We start from the raw sequence: 13,385 nt of genomic DNA on the forward strand, positions 1-13,385 counted from the left end.
GTGAAAAATCTATATCTTGGTGTCTTCGCGTCTTGGTGGTTATTCTTTATTTAGTCGCCAGCCACGGCCTTCTGGATCAAGGGCACCAGCGGCTCGGGCAGTTGGATATTCCCGGCCAGAGCGAACTGTTGCGCCTCGGGTGACATCTTGTTCCAGGTCTTGCGGATGATGTCGATCCACTTCTCTTCGGAGTATTCCGGGTGCTTGTTGGCGAACGCCAGCATGTAATGCTCGATAAACACCAGATCGGTGACATCTTCGAGTAACTGGGTATCGGGGTTGCTTTTCAGGCCGCGCTTGGCGACGGCTTTTTTGACCCGTTCGATAAATTCTTCATCATAGCCGGCCTGGGCCAACAGTTCGCCGGCGGTTTCGGCGTGGAACTTGTACAGGTCACTGCGCCATTTGAGATAGCCCTTGCGATCCATGGGATAGGCGTCGCGCGGTGATTTCCAGCGCTGGATATGCTGGGCGCGAATCGCCAGTTTCGGGGCATCATCGGCATCGGGGGCATAACGTTCCTGCATGTCGCTCATGCGGTGGGAATAGAGCAATTCTTTTGGCCACTCCTTTTCACCATCGGACTCCATGTTGGGATCTTCACGGTTGGCATTATCGATCAGTTCGACAGCCTTCTCATACAGCGATTGCGACATAACATGCCTCCGTTAAATACAGGTTGTTCATAGCCGGTTAGAAACGATACTGGCAGTTAAACGGTTACGGCATTGGCGCTGGCACCAGCGCCAGAGGGCAACAGAACGGTTAACGCCGGTAATGTGGAGTCAGAAATACTTCTTTATAGTGACCCGAAAGTCCAACTATACCAGTTTCCGGATCAGTCTTTCAGCCATTTGCTGATGTCGGGGAGGTTATGGCCGTAGAAAAGCACCCGGTTGTCAGGGCTGACCAGCACGAGTGTCGGGGTGCCGACGACATGATAGTCCTCGGCGACATCAAGGTTATCGAGACGATCGGCCAGCACGAGATATTTGAGACCGTTGCTCTGCGCATATTCACGTACTTCCTGCGCATACTCGCCGGCGATATTGATCGCCGCCACCGTCAGGCCACGGTCATGATATTGATCGTGCAGCGCGTTGAAGTCGGAAATATGCGCATAGCAGTAAACACATTCGGTCGCCCAGAACACCAGCAGCACATGCCCCTGCTGTGTCAGGGAGTCCAGCGAGACCTTGTCACCTTCAAGACTGGTCAGTTCAAACCCCGGCGCCGTCTGCCCGACCCGGTGCCCCGTTTCGGCATATGACGAAGTGCAGGATATAAAAAGAAGAAAAATGGAAAGGAGAGAGCGAGGTAACAAAGTCATATTTGTACTCCGGAATGTCCGGGGCAAGTTGTTTTCCTCGTAACTCGCCCCTCGTACCTCGTCACTGTATTTATGGTGGGCCCGCCAGGACTCGAACCTGGGACCAAGGGATTCACAATCTCACGATATTTCTATCGCGTGCGGACTATCTCATCACCCTCGACAGCTATTGAATAGCTCGTTAGGGTGCGGGACGCTCGAAGCCTGTTATTAAGAGCACTCGGTTCCGAGGAACCCGCTCCCAGGTAGTCTCTGCACCTTCCGGCGGTGTACCGCCGGCTTGGCTCAGGGTTGCCATCAGTCCCACCGGCGTGGCTGTAAGGTTCCCCTGAATTCATCCCGTTCATTTCATGCCTTTCGGCATGAACGCACCTTTTTGATGAGTCCCCTGCTCTAACCAACTGAGCTACAGGCCCAATAAGACTGGAAGTATAACGAAAAAAGGCCGCCCGGGGTATCGGGACGGCCTTTCTGGTGACGGCATTCGCCGGGTTTATTCGTAGTCGAGGAAGCTGCGCAGGTGATCCGAGCGGGTCGGGTGACGCAGTTTGCGCAGTGCCTTGGCTTCGATCTGGCGAATGCGCTCACGAGTGACATCGAACTGTTTGCCGACCTCTTCCAGGGTATGGTCGGTGTTCATGTCGATCCCGAAGCGCATGCGCAGTACTTTGGCCTCGCGCGCGGTCAGTCCTTCCAGTACACCCTGCACGGTTTCCATCAGGCCACTGGAGGTGGCGTGGTCCATCGGTGACAACACGTTGAGGTCCTCGATGAAGTCGCCCAGGTGGGAATCCTCGTCGTCGCCGATCGGGGTTTCCATGGAGATCGGTTCCTTGGCGATCTTCAGCACCTTGCGCACCTTGTCTTCGGGCATTTCCATGCGTTCGGCCAGCTCTTCGGGCGTCGGTTCGCGGCCCATCTCCTGCAGCATCTGCCGCGAGATGCGGTTGAGCTTGTTGATGGTTTCGATCATATGCACCGGAATACGAATGGTGCGGGCCTGGTCCGCGATGGAGCGGGTGATGGCCTGACGAATCCACCAGGTGGCGTAGGTCGAGAACTTGTAACCGCGACGGTATTCGAATTTGTCGACCGCTTTCATCAGGCCGATGTTGCCTTCCTGGATCAGATCCAGGAACTGCAGCCCGCGGTTGGTGTACTTCTTGGCGATGGAGATCACCAGGCGCAGGTTGGCCTCAACCATCTCTTTCTTGGCACGGCGGGCCTTGGCTTCGCCAATGGACATCTTGCGGTTGATATCCTTGACTTCGGAAATGGTCAGGCCGCAGATCTCCTCGATGGAGGCGAGCTTTTGCTGGGCACGCAGGATATCGTCCTTGTGCGCCAGCAGGACCGGCGAGTATTTGGTGTCGGCTTCAATCTGTTGTTCCAGCCACTCGGGCTTGGCTTCATTCTCGGGGAACGAGGTGATGAATTCCTTGCGCGGCATGTGTGCGCGATCCACGCAGATGTCCATGATGACTTTTTCATGGCTGCGAATACGATCGATCAGTTCGCGCATGGCCAGAACCAGGCTGTCCACGACCTTCTGGGTCAGTTTGAGCTGCATGACCTGTTCGACCAGCTCGTCGCGATGCCTGGCGGTTTTCTTGTCGCGATGGCCGTATTTGCGGGTCGAGGTCACCAGCTTCTTATGGATCTTGCGAATGTTCTCGAAACGCTGACGCGCCTCTTCGGGATCCGGGCCGGTATCGACTTCCTCGGCATCATCATCGTCGCTCTCGGTCGCGGCGGCGTTGGCGTCGACCGGGGTATGGGTCGGAATTTCATCCGGCGCATTGGGATCGATAAAGTCGGTAATCAGATCGGTCAGTTTCATTTCGCCGGCGTCGACCCGGTCCCACAGCAGCAGCAACTGGCTGGCGGTTTCGGGGTACATGGTCAGCGCGGAGAGCATCTGGTTGAGGCCGTCTTCGATGCGCTTGGCGATCTCGATTTCGCCGGCGCGGGTCAGCAGTTCCACCGCACCCATCTCGCGCATGTACATGCGCACGGGATCGGTGGTGCGACCGAACTCGCTGTCGACCGATGCCAGCGCGGCGGCGGCCTCTTCGGCGGCGTCTTCGTCCACCTCGGTGGTGGTCTCCAGAATGGTATCCGCGTCGGGGGCTGCCTCGTAGACGACGATACCCATATCGTTGATCATGGCAACGATATCTTCGATCTGCTCGGGGTCGACAATATCATCGGGCAGGTGGTCGTTGACCTCGGCATAGGTCAGAAAACCCTGTTCTTTACCCTTGGCAATCAACGACTTGAGCTGAGATTGCTGTTGAGTTAAATCCATCGCTTCGGCTTTTGCAGGCTTCATTTAGTCAGATCCCAAAATAGCAGCGTAAAACCATCCAATTTTACACTAATTTGCCCGATTTTCCAGGTAATCGGGACAGGTTTACATAAGGTGGCTGCCCCTATATGACGGCACAGCCCCCCGATTTATTTAATTTTTTTCTGAAAAAGACATCAGTGGAACAGCTGGCTGGACAGTTGCCGGATTTCGACCTTCTCCTCCGGCGAGAGGTTACCGTGGTTGGACTTGGCCATCAGCATGTCGTAGCGGGACTCCAGCCGGTGGCGATCCAGGGCCTCGATAGCGGCCGTAAATTCCTGTTTCAGGCTCGCGGTGTCGTCAATTTCCGGCTGCCAGGCGGCCAGCTTTTCCAGGGGCCGGATGTGTTCCGACTCGCGCCAGCGTTCCAGCAGGGCGCTGGTGGTTAGATTGGGGTGATGGTGCAAAGTTTCAAGCAGATCAATCAATAAATCGATCCCCGGCATCTCCAGCTGGCTGAAACGCCGGGGATCCCCGGCCTCGGCGGCCAGGCCCGGGTCGTGCAGCAGCCGGGCCAGGGCGCGACGTACCGGCGAGAAGGTCTGCCGCTCCTGACCGCCGCCGCGGGCCGCCCGGCGGGGCGGCGCGGCCGGGGCGGACTCGGTGCCGCGTTTGCCCCGACTTTTTGTCTGGTTGAGGGCGGTTTCGATCCGGCTCTCGTCGATCCGGGCCAGCTGCGCCAGCTGGCTGATCATCATCTGCCGGTAAACCCCCGGCGGCAGCCTGGCCAGCAGCGGCCGGGCCTGCTCCACCAGATTGGCCCGGCCGTCGATGGAGGCGGTGTCATTCTGTGTGCTCAGCGAGTTGAACAGGTAGTCGGAGAAGGGCGCGGCACGGCGGATCAGCTGCTCGAATTCGGCCTTGCCGGCGCTGCGTACCAGCGTGTCGGGATCCTCGCCCTCGGGCAGGAACAGGAACCGGATCTGGTGCCCCTCGCGCATCACCGGCAGGGCGTTTTCCATCGCCCGCCAGGCGGCGTCGCGCCCGGCGCGATCGCCGTCGAAGCAGAACACCACCTCGGACGTGACCTTGAACAGCTGTTGCAGGTGATCGGCGGTGGTGGCCGTGCCCAGGGTGGCGACCGCGTAGCGGATATCGAACTGGGCCAGCGACACCACGTCCATATAGCCTTCCACCACCAGCAGCCGGGGAATCTGGCGCAGCGCCTGGCGCGCCTCGTACAGGCCGTACAGCTCGCGGCCCTTGTGAAATAGCGGGGTTTCAGGCGAGTTCAGATATTTCGGTGAATCTTCGTCAGAGAGGACCCGGCCGCCGAAGGCGATGGTGCGTCCGCGCCGGTCCCGGATAGGGAACATGATGCGGTGGCGAAAGCGGTCGTAGCGCTTGCCCTCGTCTTTTTCGATCAGCATCCCGGTGGTGACCAGCTGTTTCTGGCGTTCGGCGGCGGTGCCGAGTTTTTTCAGCAGATTGTCCCAGCCCGGCGGAGCATAGCCGATACCGAATTCGACGGCGATCTGGCCGCTCAGGCCCCGGCCCTTGAGGTAGTCCACTGCCGCCTGGCGCTGCGGGTGGTCGCGCAATTGCTGGCGATAATAGTCATCCGCCTGCTGCATCAGGGCATAGAGATCGTCCGTATCGCGGCTGGCCTGGCGATCCTGCGCCGTGGAGCGCCCGCCCTCGTAGGGCACGTTCATCCCGGCATTGCGGGCCAGCTCCTCGACCGCCTCGGGGAAGGCCAGATGCTCGTATTCCATCAAAAAGCCGATGGCGGTGCCGTGGGCACCGCAGCCGAAGCAGTGATAGAACTGCTTGTTCTGGCTGACGGTGAACGAGGGGGTTTTCTCGTTATGAAACGGGCAGCAGGCCTTGTACTCGTGGCCGGCCTTTTTCAGCGGCACGCGCGCGTCGATCACATCGACAATGTCGATGCGGCTCATCAGCTCGTCAATGAAGGATTGGGGGATCAAGGCCATGCTGCTGATTGTACAGCACAGACACAGGGCCGAGGGACGAGTTACGAGGGACGAGGTAAAGGGGGGTGGCGGATTGCTGCAGGAGCGCTTCCAGCGCGATGGCGGGATTTACCCGGGTCGGCTTATCGCGGCGCAGCCGCTCCTACAGGGAAAGCGGTCGTTCAGGAAAGTTCGGTAGGTCACGCTGGCGTTAGTCTGCGTGACACCCCTGCCGATACGGCGAATGTCAGGTAGCGCTGCGCGCAACCTACGCCCGGGTACCGGAAAAAAGGGGGCGGATTGCTGTAGGAGCGCTTCCAGCGCGATGGCGAGATATGCCCGGGCCGCTTATCGCGGCGTAGCCGCTCCTACAGGGAAAGCGGTCGTACAGTCCTGCAGGTCACGCTGGCGTTAGCCTGCGTGACACCCCTGGCGATACGGCGAATGTCAGGTAGCGCTGCGCGCAACCTACGCCTGGTCGGGAAAAAGGGGTGGCGGCGTGTTGTAGGAGCGCTTCCAGCGCGATGGCGGGATTTACCCGGGCTGCTTATCGCGGCGCAGCCGCTCCTACAGGGAAAGCGGTCGTTCAGGGAAGGCGGTCGTTCAGGAAAGTTTGGCTTTGATCAGCGCGGAAACCTGGCCCATGTCGGCGCGGCCGGCCAGTTTGGGTTTGAGCAGGCCCATGACCTTGCCCATCTCTTTCATTTCGCTGGCGCCGGTCTGGCTGATGGCGTCGTCGATCAGAGCGGTGATTTCGGTCTCGGAGAGCTGGGCGGGCATGTATTCCTGGATGACGACCCGTTCGGCCTTCTCCTTGTCCGCCAGGTCGCTGCGACCGGCATTGTCGTACTGTTCGATGGAGTCTTTGTGCTGCTTGATCATCTTCTCCAGCACATTGAGGATCTGATCGTCATTGAGCTCGATGCGCTCGTCGACTTCCTTTTGCTTGATGGCCGCCGTGATCAGGCGCAGGGTGCCGAGGCGCTCCCTGTCCTTGTTGCGCATCGCTGTCTTGACGTCGTCATTGATGCGCTGCTTGAGAGATGGTTCGCTCATACCGGTTTGTCAGGTAACCCGCCCGGAAAACCGGACGGTAAGTGAGGGATCAATACAGGCGTTTCAGACGGGAGCGTTCGCGAGACAGTTTCTTCTGGTGGCGCTTGACCGCGGCAGCCAGCTTGCGCTTACGCACGGCGGTCGGCTTCTCGTAGTATTCGCGACGGCGAACTTCAGAGAGGACACCGGCTTTCTCACAGGAACGCTTGAAACGGCGCAGAGCGACGTCAAAAGGTTCGTTTTCCTTCACACGTACAGAAGGCATTCAGCATCACCTCGATAAAATTGTTGAAAAAGTTAAAGCGCGCAAGTTTAATACCTGCCCCTGCCAATTGCAAAGTCTAAATGCGCGCAGCCACAGTGAATTTCAAGGCTATTAAGGACTAATCACCATGCGGGTACTGGGCATCGAAACCTCCTGCGACGAAACCGGGATCGCCATCTACGACAGCGACGCCGGGCTGCTGGGCCACGCCCTGTACAGCCAGGTGGCGCTGCACGCCGAGTTCGGCGGGGTGGTGCCGGAGCTGGCCTCGCGGGATCACGTGCGCAAGACGCTGCCCCTGATACGCGAAGTGATGACTCACTCTGGTTGTGAAAAAAGCGACATCGACGGCATCGCCTACACCGCCGGCCCGGGGCTGATGGGCGCACTGCTGGTGGGGGCGGGCATCGCCCGCAGCCTGGCCTACGGCTGGGGCGTGCCGGCCATCGGGGTGCACCACATGGAGGGCCACCTGCTGGCGCCGATGCTGGAGCCCGATCCCCCCGAATTCCCCTTCGTCGCCCTGCTGGTCTCCGGGGGCCACACCATGCTGGTGCGGGTCGAGGGGATCGGCCGCTACCAGTTGCTCGGCGAGTCGCTGGACGACGCCGCCGGCGAGGCCTTCGACAAGACCGCCAAGCTGCTGGGCCTGGGCTACCCCGGCGGCCCGGCGGTGGCCAAACTGGCCGAGCAGGGCGACCCAGGCCGTTTTCGCTTCCCGCGACCGATGACCGACCGCCCCGGCCTCGATTTCAGCTTCAGCGGGCTCAAGACCTTTACTCTCAATACCTATAAAAAGTATGAAGGCGACGCGCAGGCCAGAGCCGACATCGCCCGCGCCTTCGAGGAGGCGGTGGTCGATACCCTGGCCATCAAATGCCGCCGCGCCCTGCAGGCGACCGGCCTCACCCGGCTGGTGATCGCCGGCGGGGTCAGCGCCAACCGCAAGCTGCGCGAGAAACTCGATCAACTGGCCGACAAGGAAGGTGCCCGGGTCTATTACCCGCGGCTGGAATTTTGCACCGACAACGGCGCCATGATCGCCTTCGCCGGCTGCCAGCGCCTGGCCGCCGGCCAGCACGAAAGCCTCGAATTCACCGGCCGCGCCCGCTGGTCGCTGGCGGAACTCGACGCAGTCTAAACAATAAAATCTCACCACCAAGACACCAAGACACCAAGTTTTTTTAAATATCATTCTTCTTGGTGCCTTGGTGTCTTGGTGGTGAGCTCTTTTCATGTGTATGGTCATGACTGATGAATGAAAGCAAACCGTTTTACCGCCGCATCCGCAGCTTCGTGCGCCGCGAGGGTCGCCTGACCAAAGGCCAGCAGCGGGCACTGGACGAACTGTTTCCCCGTTACGGCGTGCCGTTTACACCACAGTTACTCGATCTGGACGAGCTGTTCGGCCGCCGGGCGCCGCGTATCCTGGAGATCGGTTTCGGCAACGGCGGGGCGCTGGCGCAACTGGCGCAGGATCATCCCGAGAACGATTATTTCGGTATCGAGGTGCACCGCCCCGGCGTGGGTAACCTGTTATTGCAGATCGAACAACACGACCTGAGTAACGTGCGGGTCAGCCAGCATGATGCCGTAGAAGTCCTGGAAGATCAGATCCCGGATCACAGCCTGGATGCGGTGTATCTGTTTTTCCCCGATCCCTGGCACAAGAAAAAGCACCACAAGCGACGCATCGTGCAACCCGCCTTTACCCAACTGCTGCGGCGTAAACTCAAACCCGGGGGCCTGTTTCACATGGCGACCGACTGGGAAGACTATGCCGGGCATGCACAGGCAGTGATGGAACAGGCCGAAGGCTTTGAAAATACCGCCGGCGTCGGGCACTATGCCAAAAGACCGGACTACCGGCCCCTGACCAGGTTCGAACAGCGCGGCCAGCGTCTGGGGCATGGTGTGTGGGATCTGATCTACAAGAAAGTGGATTAGCAGGAATATCGAGTATTGATTGAAGAGATTGCTTCGTCACGTTGTTCCTCGCAATGACACCAGTCGTTGAGATCCTATAATAAAGTGACGTCATTACGAGCGCAGCGAAGTAATCTCCAGATGCCAGCGAAAATCAGGAAAAGTGACTGTCATTGCGAGCAGAGCGAAGCAATCTCTCGGAGATAAACCAAATCCAATTAATTATTTATCTGGAGACTTGCCATGGAACGGCAATATTACATCTATATCCTGACCAATCGTTCAAATACTGTCCTGTATACCGGTGTGACCAACAATCTGATACGCCGGGTGTACGAGCACAAGGAGAAACTCCAGCCGGGTTTTACCCGAAAATACAACGTCGATAAACTGGTGTATTACGAAATATTGATTGATCCTGAAAACGCTATAGCCAGAGAAAAGCAGATAAAAGCGGGTTCCAGACAGAAAAAGCTGGACTTGATTCGCAGTTTTAATCCAGGCTGGAATGATTTGTACTATGATCTTTAGGCCTGCCATGCAATGGTAGCAAGAAATGAAGTGCTCAATGTAACCGTGTGTCATTGCGAGCGAAGCGAAGTAATCTCTCGGTACCAGTCAGGACCGGACAAGCTGTCATTGCGAGCGAAGCGAAGTAATCTCTCGGTACCAGTCAGGACCGGACAAGCTGTCATTGCGAGCGAAGCGAAGCAATCTCCTGGAAGCGAGAAAGAATATAAAAATGAACAGACAACGGCACGATTCAAGCATATTGAAATCACTTATCTTCGTGATATTGAGCAGCCTGTTTTTAACTGCCTGTAACGGCGACCTGCTCAGGCAGGGTGAGGATATGCTGAATCAATACCGGCCGTTGACCGAAGAAGAGATCGCTGCCGGTCTGAAAGAGGCCTTGAAAGTCGGCACCGAACGGGTGGTCGACCAGGTGGGACACCAGGGCGGTTATTACCAGGACGAGGCGATTCATATTCCGCTGCCGGCCAGACTGCAGCCGGTGCAGGAAACGTTGACGAAAGTTGGTCTGGGTCATTATCTGGCGGAGCTGGAACAGGGAATGAATCGGGCGGCCGAAGTGGCCGCACCCAAAGCCAGAAAGTTGTTCATCGACGCGATCCGGCAGATGAGTTGGCAGGACGTCAAGCAGATCTACAATGGCCCGGACGATGCGGCCACGCGATATTTTCAGAATGCAATGACACCCGAACTCAAGCGCCTGATGCGTTCGGTCGTCGACGACAGCCTGGCACAGGTGGGTGTGGTGCAGCTTTATGAGCGGGTGATGGACCGGTACCGGTCAATTCCGCTCGCGCCCGAAGTCAATGTTGATCTGGGCGGCTATGTGATCCAGCACGGGATCGACGGGATGTTCTATTACCTGGCAAAGGAAGAAGCCGCCATTCGCCAGGACCCGGCCAAACGCACCACCGAAATCCTGCAGCGCGTCTTTGGTCCTTCGAACCGGCGCTAGGTACTGGTATCCAGGTGCGGGTATTCAAAAGGCGCTTGTCCGAGAAAAAACCGATACCGCTGCTTTTTTACCACGAAGACACGAAGTCTCGAAGTAATGAATTTGTTTTTCTTCGTGCCTTCGTGGTTAAGATTTTTAAAATCCTGCCATCTGACGACTGCCAACTGCCTACTTTTTTATCATTGCGGCCACAACCATGCCGCCCCCCTGACACCGCTGGAGTCGCCGTGTTTCGGCGGCACCAGTTGGGTGTCGACCCGATCGGAGAAGACGTAGGGGTTCCAGAGCTTGGGCACGTTGTCATACAGGCGCTGGATGTTGGACATGCCGCCGCCCAGCACGATGACATCCGGATCGAGTATGTTAATGACCGAGGCCAGGCTCTTGGCCATGCGTTCTTCGTAGCGTTCCAGTGAAGCTTCGGCGAAGTTGTCGCCTTCCTGTGCCAGTTTAACGATCTCGTTGGGCGTGTGGTCCTGGCCGGTACTCATGCGGTGGTCGTAGGCGAAGCCGGGGCCGGAGAGCCAGGTTTCGATGCAGCCCTTGCGACCGCAGTAGCAGTCGCGGCCGGGGTATTCGTCTTCTTTGGGCCAGGGCAGGGGGTTGTGACCCCATTCGCCGGCGATGGCGTTGCGGCCAACGATAGAGTGACCGCGCACGTAGACGCCGCCGCCGGTTCCGGTACCGACGATGACACCGAAGACGATCTCGGCGCCGGCGGCAGCGCCGTCGGTAGCTTCGGAGGTGATGAAACAGTTAGCGTCGTTTTCGATCTTCAGTTCGCGCCCGAGTTTGTCTTGCAGATCTATTTGTAACGGCTGGCCGATCAGCCAGGTGGAGTTGGCGTTCTTGACCCGACCGGTGGCCGGTGAGATGGCGCCGGGAATGCCCATGCCGACTGTTGCGCGTTGTTCTGTTTCGGCTTCGAGGTCGTGCACCAGATCGGTGACGGCCTGCAGGGTAGCGGGATAATCGCCCCTGGGCGTATCGACCCGCTTGCGCAGCAGCTCGTTGCCCTGATCATCCAGGGCGATGCCTTCGATCTTGGTGCCACCGAGATCGATTCCGATGCGCATAATTTACTCCAGTAGTTCGGTGTCGTCGTGGGCGTAGGGCGGCGAACAGCTGCAGAGGATATGCAGCGGTTCGTCACCCGTGTTTTTGATCCGATGCGGGGTGCCGGGGGCGATGGCCACGGTATCACCGAGGTTCACTTCGAACTCCTGCTCGCCCAGGGTCATCCAGCCGCGGCCCTGCGTAATGTGATAGAGCTCTTCGCTGTGTCCGTGACGGTGCAGCTGGGTGATCTCCCCGGGGGGAACGATCGCTTCGGCCAGGCTCTGGTTGCGGTTACCGTGCACGGCCGGATGCATCAGCTCACGAATTTGCGAACCGTCTTTGGTGGTGTAGGTGTCGATGTCACGATCGCGGCTATGGGCCATGCTCACTCCGGTTTGCAACGAATAATCCGATCCAGGCGAATCTGGATGGGGATGTTGTGATCGGCGAGTCGGGCGATCAGAAATTCCTGCTTGTCCCGGGTTAACAGATCCAGCGGTTGCAGGATGCCGATATGGTCCTGACCGTGCTCGTCCCGCCAGGCCAGCTGCAGGCGGCGGCCCTGCATGATCCACAGCTCGTAGTGGCTGTAGTCGGCGCAGGGGATGGCCTGGTACGGATCGTCGTGGTCGTTACTCATTGTCCTGCTGCGTGATCACATCGCTCAGTTCGCCGTTCATATCCACCATAACCCTGAACTGAATGGGGCGACAACAGACATAACAGTCCTCCACGTATTCCTGGGGGCCGGCCGAATAGTCTACCACGGTGGTAAAGGTTTCGCCGCAATACGGACAGCTGACTCGGATTTCATCAATCATCGGGTAAAAAGCGCTCTATCAGATCGTTCAGGTACTGTTTGCCTCGTTCGGTGGTTTGTATATGGGCCGTATCGGCCTCAATCAAGCCGTCCTCGCGGGCCTGTTGCAGCGGCCCGGCGAGGCGCTCGCGCGTCAGACCGGTATGCGCTTCGAACAGATCAAGATCAAAACCGTCGTTCAGGCGCAGGGCATTGAGCATGAATTCGAACACGCTGTCGGCCTCGTTGGGTTGCGCCTGGCGCTGGACGAAATCCCGGGCCTGGAGATAATCCTGCGGGTTGCGCTGCTTGCTGCGGCGCAGGATACGCCCGGCGGTCACGTCGCTGAGCTTGTCGTGGGCACCGGCGCCGATGCCCAGGTAATCGCCGAACTCCCAGTAGTTACGGTTATGCCGGCATTGCTGGCCGGGCCGGGCATAGGCCGAGACTTCGTACTGGGCATAACCGTGTTCGCTCAGGGTCGCCTGGGCGCGGGACTGCATTTGCCAGGCGATATCCTCGTCGGGCAACGGCGGAGGATGATGGTAAAACCAGGTATTGGGTTCCAGGGTCAGCTGGTAATAGGAGAGGTGCGCCGGCTCCAGCGACAGGGCGTTGTGCAGATCGGCCAGTGCCCCGTCCACGCTCTGTCGTGGCAGGGCGAACATCAGATCCAGGTTGAAGTTGTCCAGCCCGGCCCGGTGGGCGGCTTCGGCGGCGGCAAACGCCTGCCGGCGATCATGGATGCGACCCAGGGCCTCTAATTGCGTGTTGTCGAAACTCTGGATGCCGATGGAGAGCCGGTTGATACCCGCGGCACGAAATTCGGCAAACTTGTCGGCCTCCACCGAGCCCGGGTTGGCCTCCAGGGTGATCTCGATATCCGCCGCCAGGTTCAGCCGGGCGCGCAGTTCCCCCAGCAGGCGTTCCAGGGCTTCGGGCGAAAACAGGCTGGGCGTGCCGCCGCCCATGAAGATGGTGTTGACCCGCCGGCCCCAGATCAACGGCAGATCCTGTTCCAGATCCCGCACCAGGGTATCGATGTAAGCCTGTTCCGGTAACGCCTCGCTCAGGGCGTGGGAGTTGAAATCGCAATAGGGGCATTTGCGGATGCACCACGGGAAGTGGATGTAGAGTGACAGCGGGGGCAGTGAGCGAAAAACAAACATAGAACGGGAACAACCTGCGAATCAGGGCC

Annotated in this window: 15 protein-coding genes; 4 read left to right on the forward strand and 11 right to left on the reverse strand. The window is 58.7% G+C overall.

Translation table 11 applies throughout. The features are described from left to right. Window positions 1–50 precede the first annotated feature (50 nt). The 6 genes from U5J94_RS04895 to rpsU all read right to left on the reverse strand — a co-directional run bounded on the left by U5J94_RS04895 (window position 51) and on the right by rpsU (window position 6,914). Window positions 51–656 (reverse strand): DUF4202 domain-containing protein, encoded by a 606-nt coding sequence (locus tag U5J94_RS04895; RefSeq protein WP_322564522.1) that lies wholly within the window; start codon window positions 654–656, stop codon window positions 51–53. 182 nt (window positions 657–838) lie between these two features. Then, a complete protein-coding gene (locus U5J94_RS04900; protein WP_322564523.1) occupies window positions 839–1,330 on the reverse strand; it encodes a TlpA disulfide reductase family protein in 492 nt (163 codons plus the stop codon). A gap of 493 nt (window positions 1,331–1,823) precedes the next feature. Beyond that, window positions 1,824–3,638 (reverse strand): RNA polymerase sigma factor RpoD, encoded by a 1,815-nt coding sequence (gene rpoD, locus U5J94_RS04905; RefSeq protein WP_416224191.1) that lies wholly within the window; start codon window positions 3,636–3,638, stop codon window positions 1,824–1,826. A 176-nt stretch (window positions 3,639–3,814) separates the two neighbouring features. Beyond that, window positions 3,815–5,614 carry a DNA primase gene (dnaG, locus tag U5J94_RS04910; RefSeq protein ID WP_322564525.1) on the reverse strand — a complete coding sequence of 600 codons (1,800 nt, stop codon included), beginning with the start codon at window positions 5,612–5,614 and terminating at the stop codon, window positions 3,815–3,817. Between the two features lie 582 nt (window positions 5,615–6,196). Beyond that, the gene (locus tag U5J94_RS04915; protein WP_322564526.1) at window positions 6,197–6,649 is read right to left on the reverse strand and encodes a GatB/YqeY domain-containing protein; all 453 of its coding nucleotides are present in this window, start codon (window positions 6,647–6,649) and stop codon (window positions 6,197–6,199) included. A 49-nt stretch (window positions 6,650–6,698) separates the two neighbouring features. After that, on the reverse strand, window positions 6,699–6,914 hold the full coding sequence (gene rpsU, locus U5J94_RS04920; RefSeq protein ID WP_134080617.1) for a 30S ribosomal protein S21: 216 nt from the start codon (window positions 6,912–6,914) through the stop codon (window positions 6,699–6,701). Window positions 6,915–7,041: 127 nt separating this feature from the next. Between rpsU and tsaD the strand changes: the two genes are divergently transcribed. The 4 genes from tsaD to U5J94_RS04940 all read left to right on the forward strand — a co-directional run bounded on the left by tsaD (window position 7,042) and on the right by U5J94_RS04940 (window position 10,329). Continuing rightward, complete coding sequence (gene tsaD, locus U5J94_RS04925; protein WP_322564527.1) at window positions 7,042–8,055, forward strand: tRNA (adenosine(37)-N6)-threonylcarbamoyltransferase complex transferase subunit TsaD; 1,014 nt, start codon at window positions 7,042–7,044, stop codon at window positions 8,053–8,055. A 113-nt stretch (window positions 8,056–8,168) separates the two neighbouring features. Then, on the forward strand, window positions 8,169–8,861 hold the full coding sequence (trmB, locus tag U5J94_RS04930; protein ID WP_322564528.1) for a tRNA (guanosine(46)-N7)-methyltransferase TrmB: 693 nt from the start codon (window positions 8,169–8,171) through the stop codon (window positions 8,859–8,861). 222 nt (window positions 8,862–9,083) lie between these two features. Beyond that, window positions 9,084–9,371, forward strand: coding sequence for a GIY-YIG nuclease family protein (locus U5J94_RS04935; RefSeq protein WP_322564529.1), 288 nt, complete (start codon window positions 9,084–9,086; stop codon window positions 9,369–9,371). A gap of 211 nt (window positions 9,372–9,582) precedes the next feature. After that, window positions 9,583–10,329 carry a DUF4197 domain-containing protein gene (locus U5J94_RS04940; protein ID WP_322564530.1) on the forward strand — a complete coding sequence of 249 codons (747 nt, stop codon included), beginning with the start codon at window positions 9,583–9,585 and terminating at the stop codon, window positions 10,327–10,329. A 179-nt stretch (window positions 10,330–10,508) separates the two neighbouring features. Here U5J94_RS04940 and U5J94_RS04945 read toward each other — a convergent pair whose 3' ends face one another. The 5 genes from U5J94_RS04945 to hemW are packed head-to-tail and all read right to left on the reverse strand — an operon-like array spanning window position 10,509 to window position 13,356. After that, a complete protein-coding gene (locus U5J94_RS04945) occupies window positions 10,509–11,405 on the reverse strand; it encodes an ROK family protein (RefSeq protein ID WP_322564531.1) in 897 nt (298 codons plus the stop codon). Between the two features lie 3 nt (window positions 11,406–11,408). Beyond that, a complete protein-coding gene (locus U5J94_RS04950) occupies window positions 11,409–11,771 on the reverse strand; it encodes a cupin domain-containing protein (protein ID WP_322564532.1) in 363 nt (120 codons plus the stop codon). A 2-nt stretch (window positions 11,772–11,773) separates the two neighbouring features. Continuing rightward, complete coding sequence (locus tag U5J94_RS04955; protein WP_322564533.1) at window positions 11,774–12,028, reverse strand: hypothetical protein; 255 nt, start codon at window positions 12,026–12,028, stop codon at window positions 11,774–11,776. Next, complete coding sequence (locus tag U5J94_RS04960; RefSeq protein ID WP_322564534.1) at window positions 12,021–12,209, reverse strand: CPXCG motif-containing cysteine-rich protein; 189 nt, start codon at window positions 12,207–12,209, stop codon at window positions 12,021–12,023. The genes U5J94_RS04955 and U5J94_RS04960 overlap by 8 nt, the downstream gene beginning before the upstream one ends. After that, entirely contained in the window at window positions 12,202–13,356 is a 1,155-nt protein-coding gene (hemW, locus tag U5J94_RS04965) for a radical SAM family heme chaperone HemW (RefSeq protein ID WP_322564535.1), read from the reverse strand. The genes U5J94_RS04960 and hemW overlap by 8 nt, the downstream gene beginning before the upstream one ends. Between the last annotated feature and the right edge of the window lie 29 nt (window positions 13,357–13,385).

The organism is Thiohalophilus sp. (assembly GCF_034522235.1).
Lineage (GTDB): Bacteria > Pseudomonadota > Gammaproteobacteria > UBA6429 > Thiohalophilaceae > Thiohalophilus.

Coding starts and splice junctions, on each gene's coding strand:
- U5J94_RS04895 (WP_322564522.1), bottom strand. CDS start 656: ATGTCGCAATCGCTGTATGAGAAGGCTGTCGAACTGATCGATAATGCC.
- U5J94_RS04900 (WP_322564523.1), bottom strand. CDS start 1,330: ATGACTTTGTTACCTCGCTCTCTCCTTTCCATTTTTCTTCTTTTTATA.
- rpoD (WP_416224191.1), bottom strand. CDS start 3,638: ATGGATTTAACTCAACAGCAATCTCAGCTCAAGTCGTTGATTGCCAAG.
- dnaG (WP_322564525.1), bottom strand. CDS start 5,614: ATGGCCTTGATCCCCCAATCCTTCATTGACGAGCTGATGAGCCGCATC.
- U5J94_RS04915 (WP_322564526.1), bottom strand. CDS start 6,649: ATGAGCGAACCATCTCTCAAGCAGCGCATCAATGACGACGTCAAGACA.
- rpsU (WP_134080617.1), bottom strand. CDS start 6,914: ATGCCTTCTGTACGTGTGAAGGAAAACGAACCTTTTGACGTCGCTCTG.
- tsaD (WP_322564527.1), top strand. CDS start 7,042: ATGCGGGTACTGGGCATCGAAACCTCCTGCGACGAAACCGGGATCGCC.
- trmB (WP_322564528.1), top strand. CDS start 8,169: ATGAATGAAAGCAAACCGTTTTACCGCCGCATCCGCAGCTTCGTGCGC.
- U5J94_RS04935 (WP_322564529.1), top strand. CDS start 9,084: ATGGAACGGCAATATTACATCTATATCCTGACCAATCGTTCAAATACT.
- U5J94_RS04940 (WP_322564530.1), top strand. CDS start 9,583: ATGAACAGACAACGGCACGATTCAAGCATATTGAAATCACTTATCTTC.
- U5J94_RS04945 (WP_322564531.1), bottom strand. CDS start 11,405: ATGCGCATCGGAATCGATCTCGGTGGCACCAAGATCGAAGGCATCGCC.
- U5J94_RS04950 (WP_322564532.1), bottom strand. CDS start 11,771: ATGGCCCATAGCCGCGATCGTGACATCGACACCTACACCACCAAAGAC.
- U5J94_RS04955 (WP_322564533.1), bottom strand. CDS start 12,028: ATGAGTAACGACCACGACGATCCGTACCAGGCCATCCCCTGCGCCGAC.
- U5J94_RS04960 (WP_322564534.1), bottom strand. CDS start 12,209: ATGATTGATGAAATCCGAGTCAGCTGTCCGTATTGCGGCGAAACCTTT.
- hemW (WP_322564535.1), bottom strand. CDS start 13,356: ATGTTTGTTTTTCGCTCACTGCCCCCGCTGTCACTCTACATCCACTTC.